At 63.7% G+C, this 12,958-nt stretch carries 10 protein-coding genes; all 10 read right to left on the bottom strand.

The features are described from left to right. Positions 1-117: 117 nt before the first annotated feature. Positions 118-2,379 carry a TonB-dependent siderophore receptor gene (locus KW836_RS22345; RefSeq protein WP_175123007.1) on the bottom strand — a complete coding sequence of 754 codons (2,262 nt, stop codon included), beginning with the start codon at positions 2,377-2,379 and terminating at the stop codon, positions 118-120. Between the two features lie 291 nt (positions 2,380-2,670). Further along, positions 2,671-3,000 carry a DUF2818 family protein gene (locus KW836_RS22350; protein WP_105237731.1) on the bottom strand — a complete coding sequence of 110 codons (330 nt, stop codon included), beginning with the start codon at positions 2,998-3,000 and terminating at the stop codon, positions 2,671-2,673. Between the two features lie 16 nt (positions 3,001-3,016). After that, positions 3,017-4,501 (bottom strand): NADH-quinone oxidoreductase subunit NuoN, encoded by a 1,485-nt coding sequence (gene nuoN, locus KW836_RS22355; RefSeq protein ID WP_218344809.1) that lies wholly within the window; start codon positions 4,499-4,501, stop codon positions 3,017-3,019. 9 nt (positions 4,502-4,510) lie between these two features. After that, positions 4,511-6,013: an NADH-quinone oxidoreductase subunit M gene (locus KW836_RS22360; protein ID WP_062840514.1), complete on the bottom strand. Its 1,503-nt coding sequence runs from the start codon at positions 6,011-6,013 to the stop codon at positions 4,511-4,513. Further along, entirely contained in the window at positions 6,010-8,055 is a 2,046-nt protein-coding gene (gene nuoL, locus KW836_RS22365; RefSeq protein ID WP_175123010.1) for an NADH-quinone oxidoreductase subunit L, read from the bottom strand. The genes KW836_RS22360 and nuoL overlap by 4 nt, the downstream gene beginning before the upstream one ends. Positions 8,056-8,072: 17 nt before the next feature. Next, positions 8,073-8,381, bottom strand: a complete 309-nt coding sequence (nuoK, locus tag KW836_RS22370; protein WP_006217969.1) for an NADH-quinone oxidoreductase subunit NuoK — start codon at positions 8,379-8,381, stop codon at positions 8,073-8,075. Beyond that, complete coding sequence (locus KW836_RS22375; protein WP_175123011.1) at positions 8,378-9,028, bottom strand: NADH-quinone oxidoreductase subunit J; 651 nt, start codon at positions 9,026-9,028, stop codon at positions 8,378-8,380. Before KW836_RS22375 ends, nuoK begins: the two co-directional genes overlap by 4 nt. A 17-nt stretch (positions 9,029-9,045) precedes the next feature. Continuing rightward, positions 9,046-9,534 carry an NADH-quinone oxidoreductase subunit NuoI gene (gene nuoI / locus KW836_RS22380; protein WP_008161196.1) on the bottom strand — a complete coding sequence of 163 codons (489 nt, stop codon included), beginning with the start codon at positions 9,532-9,534 and terminating at the stop codon, positions 9,046-9,048. A 20-nt stretch (positions 9,535-9,554) separates the two neighbouring features. Further along, positions 9,555-10,628, bottom strand: coding sequence for an NADH-quinone oxidoreductase subunit NuoH (gene nuoH, locus KW836_RS22385; protein WP_175137308.1), 1,074 nt, complete (start codon positions 10,626-10,628; stop codon positions 9,555-9,557). Beyond that, positions 10,628-12,955, bottom strand: a complete 2,328-nt coding sequence (gene nuoG / locus KW836_RS22390) for an NADH-quinone oxidoreductase subunit NuoG (protein WP_175137307.1) — start codon at positions 12,953-12,955, stop codon at positions 10,628-10,630. Before nuoG ends, nuoH begins: the two co-directional genes overlap by 1 nt. Positions 12,956-12,958: the final 3 nt, after the last annotated feature.

Here is a 12,958-nt window from a genome sequence, read left to right on the forward strand (position 1 = left end):
ACAGGGTGTCTGACAGGGGTGTCAGACACCGGCCCCCTTCCCCAAAGCAAAAGCCACCTCAATAAATGAGGTGGCTTTTTTCATGCAAGTCGGCGCCACGGACGCGGCGCCCCTTGATCAATACCGCACGCGCAGCGACAGCAGCGCCGCCCGGCCCGTGCCCAGCGCCGCATAGTGCGCCGCATAGGCCTTGGTGTAGTACGTCTCATCGAAGATGTTCAGCACGTTCAACTGCGCCGAGAAGTGCTCGTTGAATTCGTAGCCGGCCATCGCGTCGAAGCGCCAGTACGAAGGCACCCAGCGCGCCTTGGGCGTACCGTCGGCGTTCTTCGTGGCGTCCGAGTTGCCGTACACCTTGTCGACGTAATACGCGCCGCCGCCGACCGTTAGCTTGGGCAGGACCTTGTAGGTCGTCCACAGGCTGAAGGCGTTGCGCGGCGTGTTGGGCAGGTCCTGGCCGACGGCGCCGCTGTTGTACGCGCCCTTGGTCATTTCGCTGTCCATGAACGTGTAGCCGCCGAACACGTTCCACTTGGGCGTGATGGCGCCCGAGAATCCCAGTTCGATGCCGCGCACCTTGGCTTCGCCAACCTGCGCCACTTCGGTCGCGGACACGGCCACGCTGGTGTTCTTGCGGATGTCCTGGAACGCCGCGGCCGACAGCGTCAGCTTGTCGTCGAACACCTGCCACTTCGTGCCCAGCTCCACCGTGCGGCTCTTTTCCGGTTCCAGCGAAGACGTCGACAGTGACGTCGCATCGCTGATTGCGCCGCCGGCAATGGCGGACGGCGTGGATGAGGTGCCGTACGTGGCGTAAATGGTGCCATTGGGCACCGGCTTGTACGCCAGGCCGACCTGGTAGTTGAAGAGGTTGTCCTCGCGGCTTGTGCTGTAGAACGCGGGCGTGCTCGCCGGATCGCTGCGGCCGCGCGCGATGTTGCTGCCGCTGGTGCGGTAGTTGTCCCAGCGCGCGCCCAGGCTCGCCTGCCATTGCTCGTTGAACTTGATGGTGTCAAAGCCGTAGAGCGCCAGCGTGTCCGTGTTGTAGACGGCGGGATTGTTGTTGCGCGTCAGCTTGCCGGTGTAGTCGTCGTGGGGATTCGGATCCCACAGCGACGTGCACAGCGCCGGGTTCGACAGGTCGGTTGCGCTGACCTTGCAGTCCATCGGGCCGCGGGCGATCGTCTGGGTGTAGCTGTCCTTGTCCTGCTTGATGTTGCTGTACTCAAATCCCAGGTCGAACGAGTGCTTCAGGCTGCCGGTCTCGAATTCACCCGTCAGGTCCGTCTGGTTGGCGAAGGTCTTGGTGACGTAGTAGCCGGACTTGAGCGCACGGTACACCAGGCCGTTCGGGATGTTGCCCTTGCTGTCGTCGGGATTGGTCGCTGCAAAGTCGGTCGTGCCGCGGCCATAGCGCGTCACGTTGCGCAGTTGCAGCTTGTCGGAAAAGTCGTGCTGGAAGTCCACCGTGGCGACGTCATCGCGCGTCTTCATGAAGTCGCGCCCGGTCAGGCCGTAGAACGACTTGCGGCTCACGCCCATCGTCTCCGTCACCGGCTGGCCCGACTTCGGGTCATACGGAATGGAGTAGTCGGGCATGCTGTCGTCTTGGTAGTGGTAGTAGCTCAGCGTGATGCGGGTCGGCGTGCCCACGCCCAGCATCAGAGACGGCGCAACGCCCCAGCGCTCGAAGTCCACGGCGTCATCGCGGCCCGGCGTGTCGCCCTTGTTGCCCATCACGTTCAGGCGGAATGCCGCCTTGTCCCCCAGGCGCCAGTTGCTGTCGATGGTCGCGCGGTAGTTGTTGTCCGTACCGATCTGCGCCGTGGCTTCGGTGAAGTCCGTGGTCTTGGGCGCCTTGCTGACCATGTTGATGCTGCCGCCCGCGCCGCCCCGGCCCGAATACACCGAGTCCGGCCCCTTGATGATTTCGACCTGCTCCAGATTGAACGTATCGCGCACCTGGGTGCTGCTGTCGCGGATGCCGTCCAGGAAAATGCTGCCGGCGGAGTTCTGGCCGCGGATGATCGGCAAGTCGCCGCCCGGACGGCCGCCTTCGCCGGCGCCGAACGTGATGCCCGGCGAGTTGCGCAGCACGTCCTGCAAGGTCGACGCGGCCTGATCCTGGATCACCTGCTGCGGCACAACCTGCACTGTGCGCGGCGTGTCCAGCAAAGGCGCGGTCATCTTCGGCGACTGCGCGGTCGAGGTCTGATAGGACGAGCTTTCGCCCTCGACGCGGACAGGCGACAACTGCGTCACGCCGGTGTCGGCGGACTGGGCTGCGGCATAGGGGCTGACGAACAACGCGGGCGCGGCAATGGCGGCGGCCAGCGAGGTGGCGAGCGTATTCAGCGAATACGAATCTTGGGGCTTCAAGCGGACTTCTCCAGAACGTAAATAACAACGATTCTTGTTTTTTTGTTGTTTGCGATTCTGAACGGAGGCGCTGAATGAAACCTGAATGAAAGCCCCTTCCAAATCAAAAGGATAAAAAAACAACAGCTTTGATCTTGCTCAAAATCCTGAACGGATCGGAGATCAAAAAAGGGGCGGATTGCGGCCGGATTTTGCGCGAGGCAGAGTCGACGCGGAGGTTGCTGCACACATAAAAAAACGCCCCGATCGGGGCGTCTTGGTGCGTCCATGTGCAGGCAGGCTACTGCGTCGTCAGGTCCGCAGACGCGGATGCCGCTTGAAGAGATACCGGTACACAAACCCGGGATACGCCAGCACCAGAAACAGGCTGAGCGTGATCGCGTAGAACTCCCAGGTCTGGGCGAAACGGTTGCCCAGCGTGGACTCGAAGGCAAATCCCAGCGCGCCGACGATGGCGTAGAACACCAGCACTTCGATCAGGCGCATCCAGAACGGCTTGACCGCCGCCGCCCCGCCCTGCTTCCAGGGCAGCACGGCAAAGACGCGCTCGGTCAGGAAGGGAAGATTCGCGCTGACAAGCGCCAGCGCGATCAACAGCCATACCGCCAGCGTCTGGTTCACGGCTGCACTCCGTCCGTTAGAGGGTCAGCGACGAGCGGATGGCTTGCACGCACAGCGCCATCAAGCCGCCGGGCAACAGGCCCAGCACCAGGATCAGGGCGCCGTTGATCGACAGCACGCCGCGTTGGCCGGCCGTGGCCACCATCGGGGCAGCGTCGGCCGCCGGCTCGTCAAAGTAGACGACCTTGACCACGCGCAGGTAGTAGAACGCGCCGATCAGCGAGAACAGCACCGCCACCACCGCCAGCGTGACGTGGCCCGCGGCAACCAGCGACTGCAGCACGGCCAGCTTGGCGTAGAAGCCCACCAGCGGCGGGATGCCGGCCAGCGAGAACATCAGCAGCAGCACGATGGCGGCATGCCACGGGCTGCGGCGGTTCAGGCCCTTCAGGTCGTCGATGTGCTCGCACTCGAAGCCCTGACGCGACAGCAGCAGCACGATGCCGAAGCTGGCGAGCGTGGTCAGCACGTAGGTCAGCATGTAGAACAGCGAGGCGCCGTAGGCGGCCGACGACAGTTCCGGCTTGCCGGCCACCGAACCCGACATCAGGCCCAGGAGCACGAAGCCCATGTGCGAGATGGTCGAGTAAGCCAGCATGCGCTTGAAGTTGGTCTGTGCGATGGCGGTCAGGTTGCCGATGGCCAGGGACAGCACTGCCAGAATCATCAGCATCGGCTGCCAGTCCGTGGCCAGGCCGTGCAGACCATCAACCAGCAGACGCAGCGTGATCGCAAAGGCGGCCAGCTTGGGCGCGCCGCCCAGGATCAGCGTGACGGCGGTCGGCGAGCCCTGGTAGACGTCCGGCACCCACATGTGGAACGGCACGGCGCCCAGCTTGAACGCCAGACCCGACACCAGGAACACAATGCCGAACACCAGCGCCATCTTCTCGGCCTTGCCGGCGGCGATGACGTTGGATACTTCGGACAGGTCGAGGTGACCCGTAGCGCCGTAGATCATGGACATGCCGTACAGCAGGAAACCCGAGGCCAGCGCGCCCAGCACGAAGTACTTCATGGCGGCTTCGGTGGCCACGACGTTGTCTCGGCGCAGGGCGATCAGCGCGTACAGCGCCAGCGACATCAGTTCCAGGCCCAGGTAGATCGAGATCAGATTCCCGGAGGAAATCATCACCATCTGACCCAGCAGCGCGAACAGCGTCAGCACGTACAGTTCGCCGCCGCGCATCATGTCGCGGACCTGCGCATACACGCGGCCATAGATCAGCGTTACGCCGACGGCAAGATACGAGGCGATCTTGAGCAGGTGCGACAGCTCGTCCGTGACGTACAGGCCGTTGAACGTCGAGCCAGCCACGCCGTTCTTCCACTGCACGGCCGACACGACGGTCAGCACGCCCAGGGCAAGCATGGTCAGCAGGAACGTCGGCTTGCGCTCGGGGTGATTGCTGACCGCGTCGATGAGCAAAATAGCCAGGCCGAAAATCAGCAGAAGGATTTCCGGTGTCGCCAGGGCGAAATCGATTTGGGATTGCATCATTGTCTTGTCTTACAGTTTCGAGACGGCAACGTGTTGCAGCAGGGCCTCGACCGACACGTGCATCACGTCGGTGAAGGGCTTGGGATAGATCCCCATGTACAACACGGCGATCGCCATCACGCCAAGAATCACGAATTCGCGGCGATTGATATCGGTCAGCTCGCGCACGTGGTCGTTGGCGACGTCGCCCAGGACGACGCGCTTGACCATCCACAGCGAGTACGCCGCGCCCAGGATCAGGGCAGTGGCTGCCAGCAGGCCGATCCAGAAGTTGTGCTCGACCGCGCCCATGATCACCATGAATTCGCCGACGAAGCCGCTGGTGGCCGGCAGGCCGCTGTTGGCCATCGAGAACAGGATGAAGAACGTGGCAAAACGCGGCATCACGTTGACCACGCCGCCGTAGTCGGCGATGCGGCGCGAGTGCATGCGGTCATAGAGCACGCCGATACACATGAACATGGCGCCCGACACGAAGCCGTGCGAGATCATCTGCACGATGGCGCCTTCGACGCCGGCCGTGTTGAAGATGAAGAAGCCCAGCGTGACGAAGCCCATGTGGGCGACCGACGAATAGGCCACCAGCTTCTTCATGTCTTCCTGGACGATCGCGACCAGGCCGATGTAGATCACGGCGATCAGCGACAGCGTGATCATCAGGCCGGCCAGGCTGTGCGAGGCGTCAGGGGCAATCGGCAGCGAGAAGCGCAGGAAACCGTACGCGCCCAGCTTCAGCATGATCGCGGCCAGCACGATGGAGCCGCCCGTGGGCGCTTCAACGTGGGCGTCCGGCAACCACGTGTGGACCGGCCACATCGGCACCTTGACGGCAAACGCAGCCAGCAGCGCCACAAAGATCAGGATCTGCGGCGTGTAGCCCAGCTTGGTCTGCTGCCAGGTCAGGATGTCGAACGAACCGCCGGAGACATTCCAGAGGTACACGAACGCGATCAGCGTCAGCAGCGAACCCATCAGGGTGTACAGGAAGAACTTGAACGCTGCGTACACGCGGTTTCCGCCGCCCCAGACGCCGATGATGATGTACATCGGGATCAGCGTGGCTTCGAAGAACACGTAGAACAGCATGCCGTCCAGCGCGCAGAACACGCCAACCATAAGACCCGACAGGATCAGGAAGGCGGCCATGTATTGCGCGACGCGGCTCGTGATGACTTCCCAGCCGGCCAGCACCACGATGATGGTGATGAACGCGGTCAGGAGCACGAACCACATCGAGATGCCGTCGATGCCCAGGTGGTAATTGACGTTGAAGGCTTCGATCCAGGAGGCCTTCTCCACGAACTGCATGGCGGCCGTGGAGGAATCAAAACCGGTGTAGAGCGGAATCGTGACCAGGAAGCCGGCGATCGAGCCGACGAGCGACAGGCCGCGCGTCAGGCCGGGACGGTCGTCACGGCCCACCGCCAGCACCAGCAGGCCGAATACGATCGGGACAAAGATCGCAAGCGTGAGCCAGGGAAAAGTGTTGGATGCCATCTCGCTTGCCATCATTGGGGAATCAGCACAAAGAAAGTCACCAGCGCCATGACGCCGATGATCATTGCGAACGCGTAGTGATAGATGAAGCCGGACTGCAGGTGGCGGCTGATGGCTGCCACCCAGCCCACGACGCGGGCACTGCCGTTGATCAGGATGCCGTCGATGATGCCGCGGTCACCGGTCTGCCACAGGCCACGGCCCAGGCAGCGCAGACCACGCGCAATGATCTGCTCGTTCACCCAATCCACGTAGTACTTGTTCTCGAGGATCTTGTTCACGCCCGACAGGTTGGCCTTGATGGCGGCCGGCACCTTCGGGTTGATCAGGTAGCAGTACCAGGAGATCACGAAACCAGCCACGACCAGCCAGAACGGCAGGGTCTGGAAGGCATGCAGGCCATAGGCGACCCAGCCGTGCCATTCCTCGCTCAGCACGTGCATCGCGGGATGCTGCTGCGGCAGGACCTTGATGACGCCGTCGAAGAACTTGCCGAACAGCATGGGATCGACCGCCCAGGCGCCGATGAACACCGACGGAATCGCCAGCAGGATCAGCGGCAGCGTAACCACCCAGGGCGACTCGTGCGGCTTGCCACCGTGATGGCCGTGACCGTGGTCGTCGTGACCATGGTCGTCATGGCCATGCGCATCATGACCGTGGCCGTGACCGTGATCGCTGGTGTCGAAGCGTTCCTTGCCGTGGAAGACCAGGAAGTACACGCGGAACGAGTACAGCGAGGTGACGAACACGCCGATCAGGACGGCATAGTAGGCAAAGCTCGCGCCCCAGACGTTGGCCTGGCCGGCGGCTTCGATGATGTTTTCCTTCGAGTAGAAACCCGAGAAGAACGGCGTGCCGACGAGCGCCAGCGTACCCAGCAGGAAGGTGATCCAGGTGATGGGCATGTACTTGCGCAGGCCGCCCATGTTGCGGATGTCCTGGTCGTGGTGCATGCCGATGATGACCGAACCCGCGCCCAGGAACAGCAGCGCCTTGAAGAACGCGTGGGTCATCAGGTGGAAGATCGCGACCGAGTAGGCCGACGCACCCAGAGCCACGGTCATGTAACCCAGCTGCGACAGCGTGGAGTACGCGACGACGCGCTTAATGTCGTTCTGGATGATGCCCAGGATGCCCAGGAACAGCGCGCCGATGGCGCCGATCACGATGATGAACGACAGCGCGGTGTCCGACAGTTCGAACAGCGGCGAGAAACGCGCGACCATGAAGATGCCGGCCGTCACCATGGTGGCGGCGTGGATCAGCGCGGAGATCGGGGTCGGGCCTTCCATCGAGTCGGGCAGCCAGGCGTGCAGCGGAACCTGGGCCGATTTACCCATGGCGCCGATGAACAGGCAGATACACGCGACGGTCAGCAGCATCCAGTCGGAACCGGGCAGCGTCATGGCGGCCAGCTTGTCGGCCTGCGCGAAGACTTCACCGTAGTGCATGGTGCCGGCGTAGGCGAACAGCAGGCCGATGCCGAGCACGAAGCCGAAGTCGCCGACGCGGTTGATCAGGAACGCCTTCATGTTGGCGAAGATCGCCGTCGGACGGGTGTACCAGAAACCGATCAGGAGGTAGGACACCAGACCCACCGCTTCCCAGCCGAAGAACAGCTGCACCATGTTGTTCGACATCACCAGCATCAGCATGGAGAACGTGAACAGCGAGATGTACGAGAAGAAGCGCTGGTAGCCGGGATCGTCAGCCATGTAGCCGATGGTGTAGATGTGCACCATCAGCGACACGGAAGTCACCACGACCATCATCATGGCCGACAGCGGATCGATCAGGAAGCCGATTTCCAGCTTGGTCTGGCCGATGAGGCTCCAGGTGTAGACGGCGCCGTCGAAACGCAGGCCGTTCAGCACGTCGCCCAGCACCACCACCGAACCGATGGCGGAGATGAGCACGCCCAGGATGGTGATGACGTGCGAGGCGCGGCGGCCGATGGGCCGGCCGAGGAACCCGGTGCCGAAGAGGCCCGCGAGAATTGCTCCGGCCAGCGGCGCCAGCGCGATGAGCAGGTAGAGATTGGGTGAGCTAGACATTTTCTTCCAATACCCCGTCAGCCCTTCAGGCGATCGAGTTCGTCAACGTTGATCGTGTTCAGGTTGCGGAACAGCAGCACCAAAATGGCCAGGCCGATCGCCGCTTCAGCGGCGGCCACGGTCAGGATGAAGAACACGAACACCTGGCCGGCGGTGTCGCCGAACCAGCTGGAGAACGCCACGAAGTTCATGTTGACGGCCAGGAGCACCAGCTCGATGGACATCAGGAGAATGATCAGGTTGCGGCGGTTCAGGAAGATGCCGAAGATCCCGATCGCGAACAGGATCGCGCCAAGGATCAGATAGTGGGCCAGCGTCAGCGTCATTGTTTTTCTCCTTGGGGCGCGGCACCGTTCGAGGCGTCACGCTTGGCCTGGGCGCGCTCGCTCTGGGCGGGCATGCTCACCATGCGGAAGCGGTCCTTCGAACGCACGCGGACAGCGGCGACCGGGTCGTTGTACTTGACGTCGCGGCGGCGGCGCAGGGTCAGCGCAATCGCGGCAACCATGCCAACCAGCAGCAACGCAGCGCCGACTTCAATGGCGTAGATGTATTGCGTGTACATCGCTTCGCCGAGCGCGCGGGCGTTGTTGTAGTCGGCGGGCAGTTGCGCCTGGGGACCGGAACCGTACCAGATGGTGCCCAGCACGAAGGACACTTCCAGCACGAGCACGACGCCGATGACCAGGCCGAGCGGCAGGTAGGTCTTCATGCCCTGGCGCAGGGTGTCCATGCGGATGTCGAGCATCATCACGACAAAGAGGAAGAGCACCATCACGGCGCCCACGTACACCAGCACCAGCAGCAGCGCCAGGAACTCGGCGCCCAGCAGCATCCACAGCATGGCCGCGTTGGCGAACGCCAGGATCAGATGCAGAACGGCGGTGACCGCGCTGCGCGCGGTGATCACGCGGAACGCCGCGATCACCAGCACGGCGGCCAGTATGTAGAAAAGGACAGTGGTAAAAGTCATGGATCAGACCCTGGGCTTCAGCGGTAAGGCGCGTCTTCGGCCCGGCGGCGGGCGATGTCGGCTTCGTAGCGGTCGCCCACGGCGAGCAGCATGTCTTTGGTGAAATACAGGTCGCCGCGCTTTTCGCCGTGGTATTCGTGGATGTGCGTTTCCACGATGGAGTCCACGGGGCAGCTTTCCTCACAGAAGCCGCAGAAAATGCATTTGGTCAGATCGATGTCGTAGCGCGTCGTGCGGCGGGTGCCGTCGTCGCGCTGGTCGGACTCGATCGTGATCGCCAACGCCGGGCACACGGCTTCGCACAGCTTGCACGCGATGCAGCGCTCTTCCCCGTTGGGGTAGCGGCGCAGCGCGTGCAGGCCGCGGAAACGCGGCGACGCAGGGGTCTTTTCCTGGGGGTAGCGCAAGGTGACCTTGCGCTTGAAAAAATACTTGCCCGTGAGGCGCATGCCCTTGAGCAACTCGGTCAGCATCAGGCTGCCGAAGAAATCCTTGATCGCTTCCATATCCTGCCTCTGCTTGGCGCTTAGCGCCAAATGTTCCAGGGCGTCTGCATCCAGATCGCCACCACGACCAGCCAGACGCCGGTCAGCGGGATGAAGATTTTCCAACCCAAGCGCATGATCTGGTCATAGCGGTAGCGCGGGAACGAGGCCCGGAACCACACGAACAACGAGACCACGAAGAACGTCTTGAGACCCAGCCAGATCCAACCCGGAATCCAGGTCAGCGGCGCGATATCGATCGGGGAAGCCCAGCCGCCCAGGAACATGATCGATGCCATGCACGACAGCAGGATCATGTTGGCGTATTCGCCCAGGAAGAACAGCGCGAATGCCATGCCCGAGTATTCGACCATGTGGCCGGCCACGATTTCGGATTCGCCTTCCACGACGTCGAACGGGTGACGGTTGGTTTCGGCAACGGCCGAGATCACGTAGATCACGAACAGCGGCAGCAGCGGCAGCCAGTTCCACGACATGAACGTCAGGCCCTTTTCGGCAAACCAGCCGCGGTTCTGCACGTGCACGATCTCGGACATGTTCAGGCTGCCCGACACCAGCAGCACCGTCACCAGCACGAAGCCGATGGCCAGTTCATACGACAGCATCTGGGCCGAGGCGCGCAGCGCGCCCAGGAACGCGTACTTGGAGTTGGACGCCCAGCCGGCGACGATCACGCCGTACACGCCGATGGACGTGATGGCCATGATGTACAGCAGGCCGGCGTTGACGTTGGCCAGCACGACGTCGGGACCGAAGGGCACGACAGCCCAGGCCGCCAGCGCCGGCATCAGCGTGACCACGGGGGCCACGATGAACAGCACCTTGTTGGCCTGGCTGGGGACCACGACTTCCTTGGTCAGCAGCTTGAAGACGTCGGCAAACGGCTGCAGCAGCCCCTTGAAACCGACGCGGTTCGGGCCCATGCGCACGTGCATGGCGCCGATCATCTTGCGTTCCCAGTAAGTCAGGTAGGCCACGCACAGGATGATGGGCACCGCAATGATGACGATCTTGACGATGGTCCAGAGGACCATCCAGACCGTCGGACCCAGCAATGCCTGACCGTGGCTTTCAAGAACATTGAGCCATTCCATCAGGCACGCTCCACGCTGATTTGACCAAATGCGCCACCCAGGGCAGCGGTAGTTTCGAAGGCGGCGGAAATGCGCACGGCGCGATCGGCCACGGCATCATCCTGCACGGTTTCCAGTTCGACGGCGCCCTGCCCGGCCGACACGCGCACCTTGACCCCGGCCGTCAGGCCCAGGCTGGTGAGAGTGCGGCCGTTCATGGCGGCGGCGGGCTTCTTCGAAGCCGGCGCGGCCTGCAGCGGTTCCGAACGGCGCACCATGGCGTCCGTGCGGTAGATCGGCACATCGGCGACGCGTTCCAGGCCGGTGAGCGCCTGGCCCAGACCCAGCGGGGCCTTGACGTCGTTGGACAGACGGCCTTCGACGCCGCTGGCCAGCACGGCGTCGCGCACGGACTCGGAAGTCTCGTCATCGAAGCCGGCCAGGTGCAGGACGTTGCCCAGCACGCGCAGGACCTTCCAGCCCGGACGGGTCTGGCCGAACGGCGTGACCGTGCCCTTGAAGCTCTGGGCCAGGCCTTGGGCGTTGACGAACGTGCCCGAGGTTTCCGTGAACGGCGACACCGGCAGCATCACGTCGGCCCATTCAGCGGCGGCCGAACGGTAAGGCGTGAGCGCGACGGCGAACTGCGCGCCACGCAGCGCGGCGATGGCTTGCTGGCCATTGTCGGCGTCGAGCAGCGGTTCGGCGTGCAGGACGATGTAGGCCTTGAGCGGTTCGGCGAGCATGGCCGCGGCGGTCTTGCCTCCCTTGCCCGGGATGGCGCCGGCGAGGTAACCGCCGACCGTGTTGCCGCCCGAGGTCAGGAAGCCGAACTTGCCGCCGGACAGGTCAGCCACGGCACGGCCATTGGCGGCCAGCGTGGTGGCCTGGGCGCTGGCGACAGCCAGGTTGCCCATCAGCACGGCGGTGTTGGCGCCGGACGCAAGGCTGGCGGCGATGAGCTTGGCGTTTTCGCCCGGCGTGACCGAGGCGAACTCGGCCGGCACGGCCTGTTCCTTGGCCTGGGCCAGCGCGACGGCCACTTCGGCCAGCGCGCGCGCCAGTTCCGACGGGGCCACGGTGATGCGCGCGGTGACGGGCATCAGGGGATCGTCGGCGGCGCTGTCGACCATCAGGATCTGCGTGCCACGCTTGGCGGCTTGGCGCAGACGCTGGGCCATCAGGGGATGATCCTTGCGCAGGAACGAGCCGACGACCAGGACGCGGTCCAGGTTGTCGAGTTCGGCGATGGGCATGCCCAGCCACGGCGCGCCGGTCAGCGCGGCGTCGAAGGCCGGGTCGGTCTGGCGCAGACGGAAGTCGATGTTCTCGGAACCCAGCGAGCGGACCAGGCGGCCCAGCAGCGCGTATTCCTCGGTGGTGGCGTATTCGGACGCCAGCGCGCCGATCTGACCGGCGCCGAAGCTGTCACGCACACGCGACAGGCCTTGGGCCACGGCTTGCAGGGCGTCGGCCCACGAGGCTTCCTGCCACTTGCCGTCGGTGCCCTTGATCATCGGGGCGGACAGGCGGTCGTCGCTGTTCAGGCCTTCGTACGAGAAGCGGTCGCGGTCGCTGATCCAGCATTCGTTGACGGCTTCGTCTTCGAACGGGACCACGCGCATCACGCGGTCGCCCTTGACCTGGACGACCAGGTTGGCGCCGAGGCTGTCGTGCGGGCTGACCGAACGGCGGCGAGCCAGTTCCCAGGTGCGGGCGCTGTAGCGGAAGGGCTTGGAGGTCAGCGCGCCCACCGGACAGATGTCGATCATGTTGCCCGACAGTTCGGACTCGATCGAACGGCCCACGAAGGTGGTGATTTCGGAGTGCTCGCCACGGCCCAGCATGCCCAGTTCCATGACGCCGGCGATTTCCTGGCCGAAGCGCACGCAGCGGGTGCAGTGGATGCAGCGCGACATTTCCTCGGCGGAAACCAGCGGACCCAGGTCCTTGTGGAACACGACGCGCTTTTCTTCCTGGTAACGCGAGGAAGAGCCGCCGTAGCCCACGGCCAGATCCTGCAGCTGGCATTCGCCGCCCTGATCGCAGATCGGGCAGTCGAGGGGGTGATTGATGAGCAAGAATTCCATCACCGACTTCTGAGCGGCGCGAGCCTTCTCAGAGCAGGTGTGGACGACCATGCCGTTGGTCACGGGCGTGGCGCAGGCGGGCAGCGCCTTGGGCGCTTTTTCCACTTCAACCAGGCACATCCGGCAGTTGGCCGCGATGGACAGTTTCTTGTGGTAGCAGAAATGCGGCACGTAAAGCCCGACTTTCTGGGCGGCATGCATGACCATGCTGCCTTCGGGCACTTCGACCTTGTTGCCGTCGACGGTTAGTTCAACCATTGC

Source organism: Achromobacter sp. ACM05, assembly GCF_019218915.1.
Classification (GTDB): domain Bacteria; phylum Pseudomonadota; class Gammaproteobacteria; order Burkholderiales; family Burkholderiaceae_B; genus Achromobacter; species Achromobacter animicus.